At 62.8% G+C, this 19,225-nt stretch carries 19 protein-coding genes; 7 read left to right on the top strand and 12 right to left on the bottom strand.

The genetic code is table 11. From position 1 onward, the window contains the following. Positions 1-4: 4 nt before the first annotated feature. A complete protein-coding gene (locus GNZ13_RS23660) occupies positions 5-439 on the top strand; it encodes a DUF1841 family protein (RefSeq protein ID WP_172168588.1) in 435 nt (144 codons plus the stop codon). 201 nt (positions 440-640) lie between these two features. Here GNZ13_RS23660 and GNZ13_RS23655 read toward each other — a convergent pair whose 3' ends face one another. Further along, a complete protein-coding gene (locus GNZ13_RS23655; protein WP_064272216.1) occupies positions 641-1,024 on the bottom strand; it encodes a c-type cytochrome in 384 nt (127 codons plus the stop codon). Between the two features lie 59 nt (positions 1,025-1,083). Continuing rightward, a complete protein-coding gene (locus GNZ13_RS23650) occupies positions 1,084-1,452 on the bottom strand; it encodes a c-type cytochrome (RefSeq protein ID WP_172168585.1) in 369 nt (122 codons plus the stop codon). Positions 1,453-1,878: 426 nt separating this feature from the next. Here GNZ13_RS23650 and GNZ13_RS23645 point away from each other — a divergent pair, with 426 nt between their 5' ends. The 5 genes from GNZ13_RS23645 to GNZ13_RS23625 all read left to right on the top strand — a co-directional run bounded on the left by GNZ13_RS23645 (position 1,879) and on the right by GNZ13_RS23625 (position 7,003). Next, complete coding sequence (locus GNZ13_RS23645; RefSeq protein WP_172168583.1) at positions 1,879-2,721, top strand: AAA family ATPase; 843 nt, start codon at positions 1,879-1,881, stop codon at positions 2,719-2,721. A 64-nt stretch (positions 2,722-2,785) separates the two neighbouring features. Beyond that, a complete protein-coding gene (locus tag GNZ13_RS23640; protein WP_172168581.1) occupies positions 2,786-3,961 on the top strand; it encodes a vWA domain-containing protein in 1,176 nt (391 codons plus the stop codon). 40 nt (positions 3,962-4,001) lie between these two features. Next, positions 4,002-5,222: a benzoate/H(+) symporter BenE family transporter gene (locus GNZ13_RS23635; RefSeq protein WP_172168579.1), complete on the top strand. Its 1,221-nt coding sequence runs from the start codon at positions 4,002-4,004 to the stop codon at positions 5,220-5,222. A 160-nt stretch (positions 5,223-5,382) separates the two neighbouring features. Further along, a complete protein-coding gene (gene tal, locus GNZ13_RS23630) occupies positions 5,383-6,336 on the top strand; it encodes a transaldolase (protein WP_172168577.1) in 954 nt (317 codons plus the stop codon). 250 nt (positions 6,337-6,586) lie between these two features. Beyond that, on the top strand, positions 6,587-7,003 hold the full coding sequence (locus tag GNZ13_RS23625) for a VOC family protein (protein WP_172168575.1): 417 nt from the start codon (positions 6,587-6,589) through the stop codon (positions 7,001-7,003). Positions 7,004-7,072: 69 nt separating this feature from the next. On the opposite strand, the gene GNZ13_RS23620 is transcribed toward GNZ13_RS23625, so the two are convergent. The 6 genes from GNZ13_RS23620 to GNZ13_RS23595 all read right to left on the bottom strand — a co-directional run bounded on the left by GNZ13_RS23620 (position 7,073) and on the right by GNZ13_RS23595 (position 12,688). Next, positions 7,073-8,197, bottom strand: a complete 1,125-nt coding sequence (locus GNZ13_RS23620; protein ID WP_172168573.1) for an FUSC family protein — start codon at positions 8,195-8,197, stop codon at positions 7,073-7,075. A 124-nt stretch (positions 8,198-8,321) separates the two neighbouring features. After that, the gene (gene mctP, locus GNZ13_RS23615; protein WP_172168571.1) at positions 8,322-9,872 is read right to left on the bottom strand and encodes a monocarboxylate uptake permease MctP; all 1,551 of its coding nucleotides are present in this window, start codon (positions 9,870-9,872) and stop codon (positions 8,322-8,324) included. Then, positions 9,869-10,111, bottom strand: coding sequence for a DUF3311 domain-containing protein (locus GNZ13_RS23610; protein WP_172168569.1), 243 nt, complete (start codon positions 10,109-10,111; stop codon positions 9,869-9,871). Before GNZ13_RS23610 ends, mctP begins: the two co-directional genes overlap by 4 nt. A gap of 413 nt (positions 10,112-10,524) precedes the next feature. Continuing rightward, positions 10,525-11,448 carry a class I SAM-dependent methyltransferase gene (locus tag GNZ13_RS23605; protein ID WP_172168567.1) on the bottom strand — a complete coding sequence of 308 codons (924 nt, stop codon included), beginning with the start codon at positions 11,446-11,448 and terminating at the stop codon, positions 10,525-10,527. Further along, the gene (locus GNZ13_RS23600; RefSeq protein ID WP_172168565.1) at positions 11,445-11,918 is read right to left on the bottom strand and encodes a DNA-deoxyinosine glycosylase; all 474 of its coding nucleotides are present in this window, start codon (positions 11,916-11,918) and stop codon (positions 11,445-11,447) included. Before GNZ13_RS23600 ends, GNZ13_RS23605 begins: the two co-directional genes overlap by 4 nt. Beyond that, positions 11,918-12,688 (bottom strand): chorismate--pyruvate lyase family protein, encoded by a 771-nt coding sequence (locus tag GNZ13_RS23595; RefSeq protein ID WP_172168563.1) that lies wholly within the window; start codon positions 12,686-12,688, stop codon positions 11,918-11,920. Before GNZ13_RS23595 ends, GNZ13_RS23600 begins: the two co-directional genes overlap by 1 nt. A 244-nt stretch (positions 12,689-12,932) precedes the next feature. On the opposite strand from GNZ13_RS23595, the gene GNZ13_RS23590 reads away from it, so the two are divergent. Continuing rightward, a complete protein-coding gene (locus GNZ13_RS23590; RefSeq protein ID WP_172168561.1) occupies positions 12,933-13,439 on the top strand; it encodes an OmpA family protein in 507 nt (168 codons plus the stop codon). A 113-nt stretch (positions 13,440-13,552) separates the two neighbouring features. On the opposite strand, the gene GNZ13_RS53905 is transcribed toward GNZ13_RS23590, so the two are convergent. The 4 genes from GNZ13_RS53905 to GNZ13_RS23575 form a co-directional block, all read right to left on the bottom strand. Continuing rightward, positions 13,553-14,491, bottom strand: coding sequence for a glycosyltransferase family 9 protein (locus tag GNZ13_RS53905; protein WP_328807281.1), 939 nt, complete (start codon positions 14,489-14,491; stop codon positions 13,553-13,555). A gap of 93 nt (positions 14,492-14,584) precedes the next feature. Beyond that, positions 14,585-15,355, bottom strand: a complete 771-nt coding sequence (locus tag GNZ13_RS53900; protein ID WP_328807280.1) for a hypothetical protein — start codon at positions 15,353-15,355, stop codon at positions 14,585-14,587. Positions 15,356-15,643: 288 nt separating this feature from the next. Beyond that, positions 15,644-17,542, bottom strand: coding sequence for a molecular chaperone HtpG (gene htpG, locus GNZ13_RS23580; RefSeq protein WP_172168559.1), 1,899 nt, complete (start codon positions 17,540-17,542; stop codon positions 15,644-15,646). Positions 17,543-17,672: 130 nt separating this feature from the next. Beyond that, complete coding sequence (locus GNZ13_RS23575; RefSeq protein WP_172168557.1) at positions 17,673-19,127, bottom strand: aminotransferase-like domain-containing protein; 1,455 nt, start codon at positions 19,125-19,127, stop codon at positions 17,673-17,675. Between the last annotated feature and the right edge of the window lie 98 nt (positions 19,128-19,225).

Here is a 19,225-nt window from a genome sequence, read left to right as displayed (position 1 = left end):
CACGATGTTTAATCCCAGCCGCGACGAAGTCCGTCAATTTTTTACCGACACCTGGCGCAAACAGCGTCACGGCGAGATTCTGACGCCGCTCGAAGCGATCGCTGCCGACTGGATCGTCGAGCATCCGGAATATCACGCCGATCTAACCAACATGGAAGCCGCCCAGGCGCAGGACTACTCGCCCGAACGCGGCCAGACCAACCCGTTCCTGCATCTGTCGATGCATCTGGCGATCACCGAACAGTTGTCGATCGACCAGCCGCCGGGCATCCGCGCGGCGCACGAGCGGCTCGCCGCCCGTCTCGGCTCGACCCACGAGGCGCAGCACGCGATCATGGACTGCCTCGGCGAAACCATCTGGGAAGCGCAGCGCACCGGCACCCCGCCAGACACGGATGCCTACTTGCAGCGTATCGAGCAGCGCGCCACGCGCGACTGAGCGATTACTCAAAGCAATTCAAAGAGATCAAGGGATTTAAGGGCGCCAAACGCCCCGCCGCGAACGCGCCCGAGGTTCGAGCCGCGAGCCGCCGCACCATCCATCCGCCACACCGCGCGAATCACGGCGCCTAAAGCACAACACCCCGCCGAAGCGGGGTGTTGTTCAATCTGCAAGCAACGCAAAAACAGCGCGACGCTGTTACTTCTTCTGCACCAGATCGCCGTTCAGCGATTCGACGTAGGCCGCGATGTCCTTCATGTCGCTTTGCGACAGGCTCTGCACCTGCGCCTGCATGATCGCATTGTTGCGACCGAGGTGCGGGTTGCCATTGCCCATCTGGTACTGGCGCAGCGCCCAGTAGACATAGTCGGAGTGCTGACCGGCGAGCTTCGGATATTCCGGGCTCACCGGCTTGTTCAGGTTGACGCCGTGGCAAGCCGCGCAGTTGTGGCTGTCCGCCAGCACCTTGCCGTTGCCGGCGTCAGCGGCGTGCGCGACGTTCGCTGCAACCAGACCGATGACTGCCGCCGACGCGCATGCAGCCTTGAACACCGTGTGGAGTGCCTGTTGGGGCTTATTCATGAATTCTCCTATCCCGCGAATATAAATAGCCGAGTGACCGGACGGATGACCGCAGCCGATCACTTGTCGGGATTGTTCTTCGAAGAGGAATTTTGCGCCGCGTAGTAGGCAGCGATGTCGGCGATGTCCTGATCCGACAGCGACGTGGTGATCGCGCGCATCGTTTCGAAGTGGCGGTCGCCCTTCTTGTAGCCGTGCATGGCGTTCTCGAGGTACGCCTGATTCTGGCCGCCGAGCATGGGCACGCGGTAGACCTCAGGGTAAGCCGTGCGGTATTCAGGGATGCCGTGGCAGCCAATACACATCGCGACCTTGCCTTGGCCCGCCTTCGCGTTGCCGACGACATCCGCTGCCTGCGCACTGGCCGCATAGCCCGCGAGCACCGACAGCGCTGCGATCACGACGTGTTTGCCGACGAATTTATTCATAGCATGTAACCTGGCTTGAGGGGAAACGGGCGCCCAAAAAGGCAACGGCCCGCGCCGTTATTCTTATAGGGTAGCCACGCAGGCCAAAAAAATCGGGCTAATTGTACCGCGACGCCGCGCCGAACGTCCACCGCGCGGGGCCAGCGGCGCATCCGGCCGCCGCAAAACCACGGCTAGCGCCATTTCTGCCCCGCCGCGCCAGTTCCGCGTGACTCTACACCGACCACCGGGATCCGCCCGCCCAGCCCGCAACACCCGGCGCGCCCGCCCACCGGGCACGCCGGGCGAGTACGGGCCGCTCGCGAGCCCCGCATGGGGACTCGCTTCGGCGTCCGACACCGCGGGTGAAACCATACGCGAGCCCGTTTCAGCGCAACAGGCCTTCTGACTTATACTGGGTTTTTTCCCAAAAAAGAGCATCTCGCCATGCGTTTTGAAGGCTCATCGCAGTACGTCGCCACCGACGACCTCAAGCTCGCGGTCAACGCCGCGATGACGCTGAAGCGCCCGTTGCTGATCAAGGGCGAACCCGGCACCGGCAAAACGATGCTCGCCGAAGAGGTCGCCGCCGCGCTCGGCATGCCGCTATTGCAGTGGCATATCAAGTCCACCACCAAGGCCCAGCAAGGCCTGTACGAGTACGACGCGGTGTCGCGCCTGCGCGATTCCCAGCTCGGCGACGAACGCGTCAAGGACATCCGCAACTACATCGTCAAGGGCGTGTTGTGGCAGGCGTTCGAGTCGGAGGAGCAAACAGTGCTCCTGATCGACGAGATCGACAAGGCCGACATCGAATTCCCGAACGACCTGCTGCGCGAACTCGACCGCATGGAGTTCTACGTGTACGAGACCCACGAGCTGATCCGCGCCAAAGAGCGCCCGCTCGTGATCATCACGTCGAACAACGAGAAAGAACTGCCCGACGCGTTCCTGCGCCGCTGCTTTTTCCACTACATCAAGTTCCCCGACCCGGTGACGATGCAGCAGATCGTCGAGGTGCACTACCCCGGCATCAAGAAGGAACTGCTCGCCTCGGCCATGCAGAGCTTCTTCGAGTTGCGTAACGTCGCCGGTCTGAAGAAGAAACCGTCCACGTCGGAACTGCTCGACTGGCTGAAGCTGCTGCTCGCCGAAGACATTCCGCCCGAAGCGCTGCGCTCGTCCGACCAGAAGCAGATCATCCCGCCGCTGCACGGCGCGCTCCTGAAGAACGAACAGGACGTGAGCCTGTTCGAGCGGCTGATCTTCATGAACCGCAACAACCGTTGATTGACCGCGAACACCCGTTGATGAGCGCGGCGCACCGCCTACCTGCCGCCGCCGAGGACACAGCATGCTGATCGACTTCTTCTACTCGCTGCGCGCCGCCAAACTGCCGGTGTCGGTAAAGGAATACCTGACGCTGCTCGAGGCGCTGAAAGCCAATGTGATCGCGCCGTCGCTCGACGAGTTCTACTATCTCGCGCGCATCACGCTGGTCAAGGACGAGCAGTATTTCGACAAGTTCGACCAGGCGTTCGGCGCGTATTTCAAGGGCGTCGCGCAAGCCTCGGAACTCGCCTTCGACGTCCCGCTCGACTGGCTCAAGAAGAAGCTGCAACGCGATCTGTCGCCCGAAGAAAAAGCGCAGATTGAAGCGATGGGCGGCCTCGACAAGCTGATGGAGCGCCTGAAGGAGCTGTTCGACGAACAGAAAGAGCGCCACGAAGGCGGCAACAAATGGATCGGCACGGGCGGCACCTCGCCGTTCGGCAACGGCGGCTATAACCCTGAGGGCGTACGCATCGGCGGCGACGCGGCGGGCAATCGCACGGCGGTGAAGGTGTGGGAAGCGCGCGCCTATCGCGACTACGACGATCAGGTCGAAATCGGCACGCGCAACATCAAGATCGCGCTGCGCCGCCTGCGCCGTTTCGCCCGCGAAGGCGCCGCCGAAGAGCTCGATCTGCCCGACACGATCCGCAGCACCGCGGCAAACGCCGGCTGGCTCGACCTGAAGATGGTGCCGGAGCGGCACAACAAGGTGAAAGTGTTGATGCTGCTCGACGTGGGCGGCTCGATGGACGATCACATCAAACGCACCGAAGAGCTCTTTTCCGCCGCCAAGGCCGAATTCAAGCATCTCGAGTTCTATTACTTCCACAACTGTGTGTACGACTTCCTGTGGAAAAACAATCGCCGACGTCACGCCGAGCGCATGCCGACGTGGGACCTGCTGCACAAGTTCACGCCCGACTACAAGCTGATCTTCGTCGGCGACGCGACCATGAGCCCCTATGAAGTGCTGCAGCCGGGCGGCTCGGTCGAATACAACAACGCCGAAGCCGGCGCCGTGTGGCTGCGCCGCCTCGCCGATCATTTCCCGCACTACGCATGGCTCAATCCGGAGCCGGAAGGTTTGTGGGCGTACCGGCAGTCGGTCAGCGCGATCCGGGAAGTGCTCGGCCACCGCATGTATCCGCTCACCCTCGCCGGACTCGAAACGGCGATGCGCATGTTGAGCAAATAATCAGATCACGTTTTCACTCCAACTATAAGAAAGCTTCTGCATGAATCCGTCTTCATCGCCCGATTTGTCTTCTGCCGACGCACACGCCGGGCGGCTCAGACCGTTTGCCGATACGTCGTTGTCCGCCCTCGTCGCCGGCTTCGTCGCGATGATGACGGGCTATACCAGCTCGCTCGTGCTGATGTTCCAGGCAGGCCAGGCCGCGCATCTCACGGATGCGCAGATTTCGTCCTGGATCTGGGCGCTGTCGATCGGCATGGCCGTCTGCACGATCGGCCTCTCGCTGCGCTTTCGCGCGCCGATCGTGATTGCATGGTCGACGCCCGGCGCGGCGCTGCTGGTGTCGTCGCTGCCGCATGTGGCCTACCCTGAGGCGATCGGCGCGTTCATCGTCTGCGCGGTGTTGCTGACGGTGGTCGGCCTGACCGGCTGGTTCGATACGCTGATGAAGAAAATCCCGGCAGGCATCGCCTCGGCTTTGCTGGCGGGCATTCTGTTCGAGATCGGCATCGAGATTTTCCGCGCTGCGCAGTTCCAGACCGCGCTCGTGCTGACGATGTTCTTCACCTATCTGGTCGTCAAACGCCTCGCGCCGCGCTATGCGATCGTGACGACGCTGATCGTCGGCACGGCTGCCGCCGGTGGGCTCGGGCTGCTCGACTTCAGCCGCTTTCACGTCGCGCTCGCCCATCCGGTGTTCACGATGCCGGTGTTTTCGGTCGCGGCGAGCATCAGCATCGGCATTCCACTATTCGTCGTCGCGATGGCGTCGCAGAACGTGCCGGGGATCGCCGTGCTGCGCGCGGACGGCTACACCACGCCTTCCGCGCCGCTGATTTCGACAACGGGCATCGCCTCGCTGCTGCTCGCGCCGTTCGGCTCGCACGGTATCAATCTTGCGGCCATTACGGCGGCGATCTGTACCGGCCCCGAAGCGCACGAAAACCGCAACAAGCGTTACACCGCAGCAGTCTGGTGCGGCATTTTCTATCTGATCGCCGGGATTTTCGGCGCGACCATTGCCGCGCTGTTCGCCGCCTTGCCGAAGGCGCTGGTGGTCTCCGTCGCGGCGCTGGCGCTGTTCGGCTCGATCATGAGCGGCCTCGCCAACGCGATGCAGGACACGAAGCAGCGCGAGGCGGCGCTGGTGACGTTCATGGTGACGGCCTCGGGCCTCACGCTGCTGTCGATCGGCTCGGCGTTCTGGGGGCTGGTGGCGGGCGTGCTGACGCAACTGGTGCTGAACGCCCGGCGCGCCTGAATCCGCCATAGAATAGAAGCATCCGGCAGCGTTTCCCGGCAACATGGCGGGCGGACGCTGCAGCGTGACCCGCGGCCGCCGGCACTGTTTTGTTTTTTCCGTCCGGTGGCGACCTCATTTCTCCTGAACCACGGCGCACGCGCGCCATGAAGGCTCGAACATGACAACCGCACTCGATCAACTCAAGCAATACACCACCGTCGTGGCCGATACCGGCGACTTCCAGCAGCTTGCCCAGTACAAGCCGCAGGACGCGACCACCAATCCGTCGCTGATTCTGAAGGCCGTGCAAAAAGACGACTACCGGCCGCTGCTCGAAAAGACCGTGAAAGCCCACGCGTCGAAGCCGGTCGGCGCGATCATCGACCAGTTGCTGATCGCATTCGGCACCGAAATTCTCAAGATCATCCCGGGTCGTGTGTCGACCGAAGTGGATGCGCGCCTGTCGTTCGACACCGAAGCGTCGATCGCCAAGGGCCGTGAGCTGATCGCCCTGTACAAAGACCATGGCATCGGCCGCGAACGCGTGCTGATCAAGCTGGCCTCCACGTGGGAAGGCGTCCGCGCCGCCGAAGTGCTGCAAAAGGAAGGCATCCACTGCAATATGACGCTGCTGTTCTCGCTCGCGCAGGCCGCCGCCTGTGCCGAAGCGGGTGCGCAACTGATCTCGCCGTTCGTCGGCCGCATTTACGACTGGTACAAGAAGAACGCCGGCAGCGCATGGGACGAAGCGAAAGACGGCGGCGCCAACGATCCGGGCGTCAAATCGGTGCGCCGCATTTACGCGTACTACAAGAAGTTCGGTTACAAGACCGAGGTGATGGGCGCGAGCTTCCGCACCCCGGGCCAGATTCTGGAACTGGCCGGTTGCGATCTGCTGACCATCAGCCCGGATCTGCTGCAAAAGCTGCAGGAGAGCACTGAAAAGGTCGAGCGCAAGCTGTCGCCTGAGCTCGGCTCGGGTGCGGACATCGAACGCGTGCCGGTCGACGAATCGTCGTTCCGTTTCCTCGTCAACGACGAAGCCATGGCGACCGAAAAGCTCGCTGAAGGCATCCGCGCGTTCGCGGCGGACGCCGTCAAGCTGGAAAAGCTGATCGAAGCGCTGCGTTAAGCTTCGCCTGCGCCGCTTATAAGTAAGCGGTGGCACATGTGGCCAAATACGCGGCCCTGAGCCTTCCGGTTCAGGGCCGCGTGCCGTTTCTGGCGGCGTTTTATTGGGTCCACGTCAAGCCCAACTGCGCTTCCAACATAAAGTCACAATTGCTGCCACAACGGACGACTACAATCGTCTGCACGCCCGCTCCTCCTGGCCGTCGACCGAAGGAACGCGGCGCCGCTGACCCACATTCCAGGAGACGATCATGTACGTTCAGCCTTATGTTTTCTTCAACGGCCGTTGCGAAGAAGCGCTGAAGTTTTACGGCGAAGCAATCGGCGCCGAAGTGTTATTCCAGATGCGCTTCAAGGAGGCGCCGCCTGACGCGCAGGGCCAGCTGCGCCCTGGCACGGAGGAGAAGATCATGCACGCGAGCATCAAATCCGGTTCGACGACCTGGATGGCGTCCGACGGCCACTGCGACCCCGATGCCGGTCCGATGAACGGTTTCAGTCTGTCGCTGACGGCCGACGACGCGGCATCGGCCGAAAAATACTTCAATGCACTGGCGGAAGGCGGGAAGATCATGATGCCGTGGCAAGCGACCTTCTGGAGCAAAGGCTTCGGGATGGTAGTGGACCGCTTCGGCCTCGGCTGGATGGTGACGGTGCCGGAGGAGTAAGGCCTTCACGCTTACCGAGCGCTGCTGGGGCTACCTCGGTCGGCCCCGGCTGCGGTGGCCGCAGCCGCCTTATGCCTTCAGCAAGTTGCGCGAATGCCGCTCGATGTTCCAGTTGGGCTCGGTCTCCAGCAACAAAGCGCGCAACCGGTCCACCTGTTCAGCTAGCCGCTGCCCGAGCCAATACGGCCCTTGCAAGTCGGGCGGCAATTCAAGCGCCGCGTCGCTATGCGCCTGTGCGAGCGGCGACGCGGCCGGAATGCCGAAGTGCGTCGCGCGGCCAAAGCGCAGGCCGCGCGCCATCGCCAGCAGAATGCCGCGCACGGCATGCACTTCGACGCCGCACTCCCGCGCATACGCAGCGCGCGCCGCGGCATCGGCACGCATCAGCGGGCCGGTGGCCAGCAATTCCAGCGAACTGAGCACCGAGCGATGCAGCCGCTGGATCTCCTCGAGCCGGGCCTGCGGCACATCGATCTCCTTCGCCACCGAAGGCATCAGCGAGCGCAACTGAACCAGCCGCTTGTTGATCGCGAGGAAGCGTTTGACCTGTTCGTCCTCGCTGATGGTCTCCCCTTCCAGCAAACGGGTGTAGATCCGCGCGCATTCGCGCAGATTGGCGGCGAGCCCATAACGCCACGAATAAGTCGCGTGCAGCGGCAACGCGAACGAAAACGCCAGCGCGATCACAATGCCGATCAGCACGTTCAGCGTGCGCCATAGACCGACGTCGATGAGATTGTCGCCATGACCCGCGACGATGCACATCGTAATCGCCGTCAAGAGACCGATATATCCCGACGAACCGATCGCGAACCATGCGCAGATCGCCGCGACGATCGACATCAGCACATAGGTGAGCGGCAGCGAGCCGAGCAGATTCTGCTGCAGGATCAAGAGGAGCCCAATCGACGCGCCGAGCAGCGTCCCCGCAGCCCGGTCGGCGGCCTTCTTGCGGATATTGCCGTGATGTTGCAAGCCGCCGATCACCACCAGCAGGGTCACCGACGACCAGATGCCGTGAGGAATGTTGATACCGGTGGTCGCGAGAATCGACACCAGCATCGCGACGCCGACGCGCAGGCTATGCAGCATCTTCGCGTGGCGATAGCGGTAGTACGGCGACGTGATCGTGCGCACCATGCGGCTAATGGCCGAGCGGCGGGCAATGACGCGGTGGGGATCGGCAGAAGCCATGGCGGCGCGACGGACGCTTTGAAGGACGGTTCCGCTATCGTGCCCTGGAGTGCTCCGGAAAGACAAACGCCCGCAAACTTTTGTCTGCGGGCGTTGCTTTTTCAGGCGAGATTGAGCGGCTGACTTAGCCTTCGACCACGTCCAGATAATCTTCCGGACGGGTGCGGTCTTCGGCGCGCTGCATGCCGAGCACACGCACCAGAATACTCACCACCACCGACACCACCAGGTTCACGACGAGCGACCACACTGCCGCGTAGCCGGGAATCGCGAAACCGAACAGGTGGATCGTGAAGATCGAGCTCGCCAGCTTCAGCGAAATCGCCATCCACGTACCGGTGGCAATACCGGCCGCCCAGCCGAGCAGCAGGCCACGGTAGTCGAGTACGCGCGTGTACAGACCCAGCACGATAGCCGGCAGCGTCTGGATGATCCAGATACCGCCCAGCAGTTGCAGCTGAATCGCGTACGTAAGCGGCAAACCGAGAATGAACGCGACCGCGCCGACCTTGACGATCAGCGACACCAGCTTCGCGACGTTGGTCTCCTGCTCATGCGACATGTTACGGTTCACGAACTCCCTGTGGATGTTGCGCGTGTACAGGTTCGCTGCCGCAATCGACATAATTGCCGCCGGCACCAGCGCACCGATACCGATCGCCGCAAACGCCACGCCGACGAACCACGACGGGAAGAAGTGCAGGAACAGCGCCGGCACCGCGAAGTTCGGGCCGAACGCCTTGAAGTACGGCGCAAATTCCGGCATGTCCTTCACGCCCGACGCCAAGGCCATGAAGCCCAGCAGCGCGAGCAGGCCGAGCACCAGCGAGTAAGCCGGCAGCATCGCCATGTTGCGGCGGATCGTGTTACCTGAGTTCGACGACAGCACCGCGGTGATCGAGTGCGGGTACAGGAACAGCGCGAGCGCCGAGCCGACCGCAAGCGTCGCGTACGCGCTGTAGCCGTTCAGGCTCGACACGTCCGGCGCTTTCAGCAGCAGCTTGGCCGGCGGCACCACGCTGAAGATATGGCCGAAGCCGCCCAGTTGCGGCGGAATCACGATGATCGCGGCGAAGATCGTGATGTAGATCAGGATGTCCTTGACGACCGCGATCATGGCCGGCGCGCGCAGGCCCGAGGTGTACGTATAGGCCGCGAGGATCGCAAACGCGATGATGAGCGGCAGATCGCCGACAAAGCCCTGGGTGTCGAAACCCAGCGCGCCGATCACCACCTCGATACCGACCAGTTGCAGCGCGATGTACGGCATCGTCGCGACGATGCCAGTGACGGCAACCGCCAGCGCGAGCATGCGGCTGCCATAGCGGGCCGAGACGAAGTCGGCGGATGTCACGTAACCCTGACGCTTGGCGATGCTCCACAGTTTCGGGAACACCACGAACGCGAACGGGTAGATCAGGATCGTGTACGGCAGCGCGAAGAAGCCGGTTGCGCCCGCACCGAACACCAGCGCCGGTACAGCGATGAAAGTGTAGGCGGTGTACAGGTCGCCGCCCAGCAGGAACCACGTGACGATTGTGCCGAAGCGCCGGCCGCCGAGGCCCCACTCTTCCAGATGGGCGAGATCGCCGCGCCGCCAGTGGGCCGCGATAAAGCCCAGAATGGTGACGCCGATGAAAAACAGGACGAAGACGAAAGTTGCGGTGGCGTTCATTGTTGTGCGCCCCCTTGCGAGCTGCCCGTCGAACGGGTCTTGGTCTTGAAGTACACGAGCGCCGTGATGATCGCGCTAATCAGCACCCACAGGAGCTGATACCAGTAGAAGAACGGAAAATCGAACAGCTGCGGTTCGACCTTGTTATATGACGGCACCCAGATCATTGCGATCCAGGGCAACAGCAGCAACCAGAGCCAACGTTTGCTGGCCTTGTTCGCGTCGGCGTCGTGAGCCATGACGTCTCCTCTTCCCTATTATTGAAATGTTGGCCCGTGTTTGACGGGTGGTGGATCCCCCGTCGCAGGTAGGCCACGGGTGCCCCGAAAGCTTCGAAAGAGTATAGGAGCGATGAACGTCCGGTCAAGCAGGGACGACCCGAGGCGGGACAGTGGTTTGGAGGCTGGCGGGACGGGGCTTTGACGCGGGCGGGACCAGACTTTGATGCATGGCGCGACGCTCGGTGCGGCAGCGAGCCTGAGACCGGGTGACTTATGCCGGGCTCGCGCGTGAGCCCCTGAGCGGAACGCGGATCGGCTGTGCGATGCGCGATGGGTTGTGGCGTTGAAGACCGTCGCGCGGGCGCAACGGCGGCGGCCTTTTCAGTCTTACCGCGGTCGAGCCGGCTTGCCCGGCCCGACCGCTTCACTCATCAGATCGAGAACGAGCCGCCGTTCTGTCCGGTCGATTCCTGCAGACCCTTGATCCACTTGCGCGCCGGCAAGCCGAGTTCCGCTTCGATCAGCTTCGCGCGCGCTTGCAGCGCCGTGAACGGCACGTCGAGCGCCGGGCCCGAGAACGCGATCGCGATGCGGTTGCCGTCATGCACTTCCGGCAGTGCGACCACGCGGCCGTCGAACGCTTCGTTCAGACGCTTCATGTTGCGCACGAAGCTCGGATGATCGCCGAACAGGTTGATCGTCACCACGCCCGCTTCGGTCAGACATGCGCGCACCGCACGGTAAAAGCCGACACTGTCGAGCACCGGGCCACGCGCGGTCGCATCGTAGACGTCGATCTGCAACGCGCCGATCGCACCGTGGTTGGCGCGGTCGTTGACGAAGTCCCATGCGTCCATTTCGTGCACGGTCAGACGCGCGTCGTCGTGCGGCAGTTCGAACATCGTGCGCGCGGCCACGACAACGGCCGGGTTCACTTCGACTGCTTCGACTTTGGCGCGCTTCAGGAAGCGGTGTGCAAACTTGGTCAGTGCGGCTGCGCCGAGACCGAGCTGGACGATCCGCTTGGGCGTTTCGATGAACAGCAGCCAGGCCATCATCTGCTGCGCGTATTCGAGTTCGATGTGATCCGGCTTGCGCAGACGCATCGCGCCTTGCACCCATTCCGTGCCGAAGTGCAGGAAGCGCACGCCGCCCTCTTCCGAGAACGTGACCGGTGCGAAACGCGGCTTGCGCGGCGCTTCGATTTGCGGCGCGTCCTGCAGGTCGTCGTTGTGCAGCGCGCGCCTTTTGTTGCGCACTACTTTTTGTTTGTTCAGCGTGTGGTCGCCGCCGTCAGCGTCTTTGTTGCGGAAAGCACGTGCTTCAGCCGAGGCGCGCTTGATCAATTTCGTCATGTAAGGATGTCGCGCCAGAGACGCAATTTTTGGTCGAACGAGAGCATAGCATTCGCCGGACTCGACGAAGGCAATACGAGGGTGGCGTAGCCGGCTTCGCCGATCACCGCCGCGAAGCGGCCCGCCGTCTTGCCGTTGAAGCAGACTTTGGCAAGCTTCGGCGCGTGGGCACGCAGCGAAGCGAAATCGTTGGGGCTGGCGTTGCGGATCGCGGCGTCGAGACTGCCCTCGCGCTCGCAGGCGGCGAGCACGTCCCACACGCCGATGCCGCGCGATAACAAACGCCCTAGCCGCTCGTCATAGGCGAGTTCGGGAAGCGGTTCGTCGAGTACAGTGCCGAGCAAACGCCAGAACTGATTGCGCGGATGCGCGTAATACTGCGTCGCCACTAGCGACGCCTCGCCGGGAAAACTGCCGAGAATCAGCGTATGCGTATTAGCCGCGACGACGGGAGGAAAACCGCGCAGCATCAGCGCTTCACCTTACCGTCTGATGCCGGCAAGTGCCCGGATTCACGCGCGCCCCGTTCGGAAAGGTCTCCTTGCTCCGCACGCGGCGCACCATGAGCGCGCGACGCCGTATGCTCGAGCGGCCGGCCATGCTCCCGCACGTGACTGCGCTGCGGCGCGGACGGAGACGCGGGGTGCGCAGACGGTGTGCTCGCCGCATTGACAAGATTCGCCAGGTGCGCAAGCTGCGCCCACAGCGCCGGCAACATGCATTCGGTCACCATCAGCGGCGCACCGTGACGCTCGAACACCGAGCGGCGCGCGACCAGCGCATGCGGCGGCGTTTCGCCGATCTCACGCGCAGCCAACCGGTACAGGGGATGACGCACCGTCAGCCGCCGGCTCACCAGCGACGAACGCGCGACGCTGCTATCGCTGTAGAGCAACTCGGCGAGCGGCCGTGTGCGCAGCCGACGCGTGGCCTGCCACACGCCGGTGCTAGCCGCCAGCGGCGCGACGCTGTGCGCCGCGACAAACGGCACGCCGTCCACTGACAACACCACTTCCCGAACCCACACCGGCGCGCGCGGCACGAGGCCGAGCGCGGCATGCTCGTCGGCCCATGGCAGCGCGACGGCTTCGCGCGTCACGCGCACTGCGACTTCGCCGAGCGTGCGCAGATGCGCGGTCAGCGATCCACCGCGGGTCAACCAGTCTTTCTGGGCGGCGCTAAAGCCGGGTAAGGGCGCGACGCGCCAGTGGGCGTCGGCGGCATCGAAACGGATAGGCATGGTGTCGGATTATAACGGCGCAGCGTCAGAGGTTCGCGAGTCCCCTACCTGCCGTCCTGTCGGGAACTGTAGTCGATCTTCAATACGAGGCGAAACCGCCTCAATCAACGCATCGATTTCAGACAGTTCCGATTCTCCTCGTCCAGCGACGCGCGATACAACCGTCGTGCTTTACAAAGCCGGCGGTTCGCCCGCGGTCGAAGGGCGTGCCATGTGATCGAATTCCGAAGGAGAAAAACGAAACATGAAAAAATTCCTGGGCGTAACTGCGTGCGCCATGTCTGTCCTGCTGATAGCAGGTTGCGCAGCCCCGCTGAATCGCGATAAAGAAACATCGTTGAACAAGGCAGTCGGCATCGAGGTGACGCCAGTCGCTAACGGTGTCTCAGTCAAGCTGCCCGAAGCCGCGCTATTCGAATTCGGCAAATCCGAAGTACGCGGCGATGCAGCGGCAGTCGTCAACCGCTCAGCGGTTCTGCTCAAGCGCAGCAAGAAACCCGTGTTGGTCGAGGGCTACACCGACAATGTGGGCACGCTCGACTATAACCAACAGCTTTCCGAAGCGCGCGCCACTGCGGTAGGTTATGCGCTCGTGGCGCGTGGCGTGGCGATGGACCGCATCCGGACCAAGGGCAACGCGTACAACAACCCCGTCGCCAGCAACGATACAGCCGAAGGACGCGCGCTGAACCGGCGCACGGAAATCGTCGTGCGCGGCGAAACGATGGATACGCTGATGGGACGGAAGTAGGCGTTAGCCAGCTGACGCCCGGTTCGTAAAAGCGCCCGCGTCATTGCGGGCGTTTTTACGTGTGCGTTCTCATAGGCGCGCCTTTCCAGTTTCCGCGCGATTCGCGCGAACAACTATCGCGCGCTTAGCATCGCCCTCAAACGGGCCGCCACGCGCTCGACTACCGGCTCCCACGCCCCCGGCTGCGGTTGCCGGAACAGTTCGACCGAGTCGTACCACGGTTGCGCTTCCTCATTGCCCCAACACCAGTGCGACACGTGATCGAGCATCGCCAGCACGGGACGCCCTAACGCGCCGCCCAGATGCAAAGGCGCGCTATCGATGGTCACCACTGCATCGAGCGCGCTCACGTGCGCGGCCACGTCGTCGAAACTGGCCTGGTAGTGCGCGGTCAGATCGCAAACGCGATACCCGTGAGCATTCAAGGCCGCCACATCGGCGTCACGGCCCGGCGTCAACGGATAGAACACCACATTGGGTAGCGCGAGCACGGGAGCCAGTGCTGCAAGGGGAATCGACCGTTTCGCGTCGCGACGATGCGTCGGGCTGCCCGACCATACCAGGCCGACATGTAATCGCGCCGCTTCCCCGCCACATGTGCTGACCCGTTCGCGCCATCCGGCCACGCGGCTTGCATCGGCATACAGATAGGCTGCACCACGTACCTGGTCAGGCTGCAAGCCAAGCACCGACGGCACGCTCATGATCGGCAGACCATAGTGCGGCTTGCCGAGCGCGTCGTCTTCGATCGCCACGCAGTCCGCGTAAAAGCGCGCAAATAGCGGCTGTAACGGCCGACGCACCGCTAGCACGAGGCGGCCGCCCTCGTCGCGTACCCGCGCCGCCAACTCGGGCACAAAGCGCACCATCTGGATATCGTCGCCGTTGCCCTGTTCGCTGTGCACGATCAAGGTCTTGCCGGCTAGCGTTTCACCCTGCCAGCGCGCACACAATCGCTCCATCACCGTCACGATGTTGTTCGGCTCGCGATCGTCGCGCGTCAGACGTGCCGCGAAGTGCGGCCATGCGCTCGACCAGTCGCCGCGCCGCAACTTCAGATCGGCCAGATCGACGGCCGCCTGCGACGCGGAAGGGTCGAGCGTGAGGGCTGCATGCAGCGTCGCTTCGCTGTCGGCAAAACGCGCCTATTCGGCGAGATACATGCCGATTGCAGCCAGCGCGTGGGCATTGCCGGGCGCGGCAGCATCGACAGCGCGCATGGTTGCCTCTGCCGCGGCGGCGTCGTTGCACTGCCATTGCGCGTGGCTCAGTTGCCAGGCGATTTCGACATCGGCGGGATGGCTCGTCAGCACCTCGCGACAAACGCGTTCGACCGTGGGCCAATCGCGGACCTCCCGGAAAGCCAGCGTGAGCTGCAACGGCAACGCGGGGTGGATCGCCGGATCGAGCGCATAGGCCCGCAACAGCGCCGCGCGACGCTCGGCTCGCGCGCTCGCATCCGGCAACGCCGCAAGCGCAATCGCCAACCACAAGGGCGCTCGGGCATCTTGCGGCGCGTGTTGCTCATACGCGCGCAACATGTGCGCCGCCGCCGAAGGCGCGCCGCAATGGTCGATCAACCAGACGATCCATTCGACCGTCGCCGCATGCGGCTGCATACTCGCCGCCAGTTCACTGTTGCGCTGCGCGGCCTCGAGGTTGCCGAGTGCATCTGCGAAAAGCGCCAGCCGACCATGACGCGCACCGTTCACTTCGGCTTGCGCCTGGGATGCACTGTGGTACGCCGCTTCAAAACGCCCTGCGCTCGCGCACAGGTCTGCGTGCAATTGGGGCGTGACACCCTCTGCAACGAGTTCGAGGGCTCGTCGCTCGGCGGCGTCGAAACCTTGCTCGCGCAAGATCGACCACAGAAGACACACGGGATCGGCGGGTTTTACCAAGGTGGAATCGGACATAGGAATACAGAGAATTGTCGCAACGCCGGAAGGCGCAATCGCAGAAATAAGACTCGGTGCATAAAGGGCGTGGAGGCTGCAAATAATCCCTTAAGCATCCGAATTTCGGTCGAGCCAGCATAAGACAAAACCGTGTTTTCACATCTCACAAATCAATCTCAATTTAGTGTTGTTGAATAGGTTTGCTTGGATAAAGAGGTCAAAAAAAAATGCGCTACCGAAGCAGCGCATTTTTCAACTACAAGCGTCAAAGCAACGCCGATCCAGGCTCAATTCAAACTCGAAAACTCAACCCGCACGCGCCAACAACAACGCGTTCGTACGCTTCACGAAGCTCGCCGGATCCTCCAGCGCGCCACCTTCGGCAAGCAAAGCCTGATCGAACAGCAGATGGCACCAGTCGTCGAAGTTCGCGCTCTCCGCGTGCAAGCCCTTCACCAGCGCATGCTCCGGATTCACTTCGAGAATCGGGTGGAACGACGGCGCGTCCTGGCCAGCGGCCTTCAGCATACGCTGCAGGTAGCCGCTCATTTCACCATCGTCAGCGACGAGGCAAGACGGCGAATCGGTCAGGCGGAACGTCAAACGCACGTCTTTGGCCTTGTCCTTCAGCGCTTCCTTCATCTTCTCGACGAGCGGCTTGAACTCTTCGCCGACCTTCTCCTGCGCCTGCTTTTCTTCGTCATTCAGCGCGCCCAGATCGAGATCGCCGCGCGCGACGCTTTGCAGCGGCTTGCCGTCGAATTCGTTCAGGAACGACAGCATCCATTCATCGACGCGATCGGTCAGCAGCAGCACTTCCACGCCCTTCTTGCGGAACACTTCGAGATGCGGGCTGTGGGTCGCGGCCTGCCACGTATCGGCAGTCACGTAATAGATCTTCGTTTGCTCGGGCTTCATCCGCGCGACGTAGTCGGCGAGCGACACGGTCTGCTCCGGCGATTCCGTATGGGTCGACGCAAAACGCACCAGCTTGGCAATACGCTCGCGATTGGCGAAGTCTTCGCCGACGCCTTCCTTCAGCACCTGACCGAATTCCTTCCAGAAACCGGCGTACTTTTCCTTGTCGGCTTCGTTCTCGGAGTTGGCCAATTCTTCGAGCATCGACAGCGAACGCTTGGTCGCGCCTTCGCGAATCGCCTTCACATCGCGGCTTTCCTGCAGAATTTCGCGCGACACGTTCAACGGCAGATCAGCCGAATCGACCACACCCTTCACGAAACGCAGATACGCGGGCAGCAGTTGTTCGGCGTCGTCCATGATGAACACGCGCTTCACGTACAGCTTCAGGCCGCCGCGATGATCGCGGTTGAACATATCGAACGGCGCATGCGTCGGCACGTACAGCAGTTGCGTGTATTCGCTGCGGCCTTCGACGCGGTTATGCGTCCACGTCAGCGGATCCTGATGATCGTGAGACAGGTGCTGGTAGAACTGCTTGTACTGTTCTTCGGTGATGTCGTTCTTCGAACGGGTCCACAGTGCGCTCGCCTGGTTGACGGTCTCTTCCTCGTCCTTCGTGACCATCTCGCTCTTTTCAGCGTCCCACTCTTCCTTCGCCATCAGGATCGGCAGCGCGACGTGATCCGAGTACTTCTGGATGATCGACTTCAGACGATGCGACGACAGCAGGTCGTCTTCATCGGCACGCAGATGCAGCGTGATGGTCGTGCCACGCGCGGCGCGCTCGATTCTCTCCACCGCGAAATCGCCCTCGCCCGCGCTTACCCAGCGCACGCCTTCCGAAGCCGGCAAACCGGCGCGGCGCGTTTCCACCGTGATCTTTTCCGCGACAATAAAGCCCGAGTAAAAGCCCACGCCGAACTGGCCGATCAGCGCCGCATCTTTCTGCTGGTCGCCGGAGAGCTTGCCGAAGAATTCCTTGGTGCCCGAACGCGCGATCGTGCCGAGATGCGAGATCGTCTCGTCGCGGCTCATGCCGATGCCGTTGTCGTCGATGGTGACGGTGCGCGCGGCCTTGTCGTACGACACGCGAATCCGCAGGTTCGGATCGTTTTCGTACAGCGCGCTGTTTTCGATCGTTTCGAAGCGCAGCTTGTCGGCCGCGTCGGACGCGTTCGAAATCAGCTCGCGCAGAAAGATTTCCTTGTTGCTGTACAGCGAATGGATCATCAGGTGCAGAAGTTGTTTAACTTCTGCCTGAAAGCTCATGGTTTCTTGTGCCATGGTCGGACTTCCTCTCTGTTACGAATGGGGTTCTATCTAGTCAGGCGTGGCGCACGGCCCGCGGGCCACATGTGGCGCCGAGGCCGTGCCGCCGGGTTGTCCCGCTAAATTGGGGCAAGCCGGCGCGGTTTCAAGAGGCGCGCCGTGCGACGCTATCCAGATAGCGGCACAGGAACGTCGACAGTTCAGGATCGCCGCAATTGGCGATATTGAAGCGCATCCACGTGGTCGGCGATTGCTGCGGCGAAAACAGACTCCCGGGCGTCAACAGAAAGCCGTCTTCGTGGCCGGCGGCTGTGAGCGCGCTCGCATCGACGCCGGTGTCGACCCACAGAAACATGCCTGCCGTGGGCGTCAGGAACAGTTTCATGCCGGTCTTCTCCAGCATCCGCACGGATTTTTCGCGCACACCGTCCAGGCGCGCGCGTAGCCGCTCGACATGCCGGCGATAGTGGCCCTCGGTGAGAATCTTGTAGAGCACGCGCTCGTTCAGTTCGGGGCTCGTCATGCCGACCAGCATTTTCTGATCGCTGACAGCCGTGGCCACCTCCGGCGCGCAGGCGATAAAACCCACACGCAGATTAGGCGCGAGCGTCTTCGAAAAACTGCTGAGGTAAATCACGCGCTTCAACTGGTCGAGGCTCGCGAGCCGCGTGCCAGGATTGCTCGGCGGGCACAGATCGCCGTAAATATCATCTTCGACGACGATGAAGTCGTACGCTTCGGCAAGCCGCAGGATGCGGAACGCCTGCGCGGCCGTGAGCGACGTGCCGGTCGGATTCTGCAGCACCGAATTGATCACCAGCATTTTCGGCCGCCAGGTTTCGACGAGCGATTCGAGCGCGTCGAGGTCCGGCCCATCCGGCGTGTACGGCATGCCGACCAGCCGCGCGCCTTGCGACGCGAAGCGCCCGAACATCTGGAACCAGGCCGGATCGCCGACGATCACCGCATCGCCCGGCTTAACGTAAATCCGCGAAATCAGGTCGATGGCCTGGGTAATGCCGGAGACCATTACGATCTGATCCGGCGAAGCGCCGATTTCCAGCTCCTCCAGCCGCGTCTGCAATTGCTGGCGCAGCGGCAAAAAGCCCTGCGGCGTGCCGATGCCGAGCATCTGCGCACCGCTTTGCCGGCCGAGCGTGCGCAGCGCGTTGGTGATCAGATCGCCGTCGAGCCAGCGCCCCGGCAGATAGCCCAGACCCGGGCTGCGCTCGGGGCGCGCGCCCGTATGCAACATATTGCGCAGCAGCCAGACAACGTCGATCGTGGCCGGCGCGGGGGCCGCTGCGGCGATCGAACGGATCTCGGCCGTCGGCGCGCAGCCCAATCGTTCGCGCACGTAGAAACCGGAACCGCGCCGCGACTCCAGGTAGCCCTGCGCCACCAGCCGCTCGTACGCCTCGACCACGGTGAAGCGCGACACGCCCTTGTCCAGCGCCAGCTTGCGGATCGACGGCATGCGCATGCCGGGACGGAACACGCGCTCCTCGATGCGGCGGCGCGCCCACTGGACGAGCTGCTCGACCAGCGTCAGCGACGCCGTATCGTGAGGAGTGGGAATCTGGGCAAGCGGGACGGACATAACGGGCTCCAACTGTACCGAACGGTATCGAATCGATTGTACCGTTACTGTGCCGGTCGCCGCCGCTACATTCAAGGCTACATTTAAGATAAGCAACG

It is taken from the genome of Paraburkholderia elongata (assembly GCF_013177735.1).
In the GTDB taxonomy this organism is placed as follows: domain Bacteria; phylum Pseudomonadota; class Gammaproteobacteria; order Burkholderiales; family Burkholderiaceae; genus Paraburkholderia; species Paraburkholderia elongata.
The sequence above is the reverse complement of the archived record's forward strand: the minus strand, read 5'-3'. Positions and strand labels throughout refer to the sequence as shown.

What these genes read in the sequence shown, in the direction of transcription:
- GNZ13_RS23650 (WP_172168585.1), bottom strand. Translation starts at nt 1,452, where the DNA reads ATGAATAAATTCGTCGGCAAACACGTCGTGATCGCAGCGCTGTCGGTG.
- GNZ13_RS23640 (WP_172168581.1), top strand. Translation starts at nt 2,786, where the DNA reads ATGCTGATCGACTTCTTCTACTCGCTGCGCGCCGCCAAACTGCCGGTG.
- GNZ13_RS23575 (WP_172168557.1), bottom strand. Translation starts at nt 19,127, where the DNA reads ATGTCCGTCCCGCTTGCCCAGATTCCCACTCCTCACGATACGGCGTCG.
- GNZ13_RS23600 (WP_172168565.1), bottom strand. Translation starts at nt 11,918, where the DNA reads ATGCTGCGCGGTTTTCCTCCCGTCGTCGCGGCTAATACGCATACGCTG.
- GNZ13_RS23610 (WP_172168569.1), bottom strand. Translation starts at nt 10,111, where the DNA reads ATGGCTCACGACGCCGACGCGAACAAGGCCAGCAAACGTTGGCTCTGG.
- GNZ13_RS23645 (WP_172168583.1), top strand. Translation starts at nt 1,879, where the DNA reads ATGCGTTTTGAAGGCTCATCGCAGTACGTCGCCACCGACGACCTCAAG.
- GNZ13_RS23655 (WP_064272216.1), bottom strand. Translation starts at nt 1,024, where the DNA reads ATGAATAAGCCCCAACAGGCACTCCACACGGTGTTCAAGGCTGCATGC.
- GNZ13_RS23590 (WP_172168561.1), top strand. Translation starts at nt 12,933, where the DNA reads ATGAAAAAATTCCTGGGCGTAACTGCGTGCGCCATGTCTGTCCTGCTG.
- htpG (WP_172168559.1), bottom strand. Translation starts at nt 17,542, where the DNA reads ATGGCACAAGAAACCATGAGCTTTCAGGCAGAAGTTAAACAACTTCTG.
- mctP (WP_172168571.1), bottom strand. Translation starts at nt 9,872, where the DNA reads ATGAACGCCACCGCAACTTTCGTCTTCGTCCTGTTTTTCATCGGCGTC.
- GNZ13_RS23605 (WP_172168567.1), bottom strand. Translation starts at nt 11,448, where the DNA reads ATGACGAAATTGATCAAGCGCGCCTCGGCTGAAGCACGTGCTTTCCGC.
- GNZ13_RS23660 (WP_172168588.1), top strand. Translation starts at nt 5, where the DNA reads ATGTTTAATCCCAGCCGCGACGAAGTCCGTCAATTTTTTACCGACACC.
- GNZ13_RS23595 (WP_172168563.1), bottom strand. Translation starts at nt 12,688, where the DNA reads ATGCCTATCCGTTTCGATGCCGCCGACGCCCACTGGCGCGTCGCGCCC.
- GNZ13_RS23625 (WP_172168575.1), top strand. Translation starts at nt 6,587, where the DNA reads ATGTACGTTCAGCCTTATGTTTTCTTCAACGGCCGTTGCGAAGAAGCG.
- GNZ13_RS23620 (WP_172168573.1), bottom strand. Translation starts at nt 8,197, where the DNA reads ATGGCTTCTGCCGATCCCCACCGCGTCATTGCCCGCCGCTCGGCCATT.
- GNZ13_RS23635 (WP_172168579.1), top strand. Translation starts at nt 4,002, where the DNA reads ATGAATCCGTCTTCATCGCCCGATTTGTCTTCTGCCGACGCACACGCC.
- GNZ13_RS53900 (WP_328807280.1), bottom strand. Translation starts at nt 15,355, where the DNA reads ATGTCCGATTCCACCTTGGTAAAACCCGCCGATCCCGTGTGTCTTCTG.
- tal (WP_172168577.1), top strand. Translation starts at nt 5,383, where the DNA reads ATGACAACCGCACTCGATCAACTCAAGCAATACACCACCGTCGTGGCC.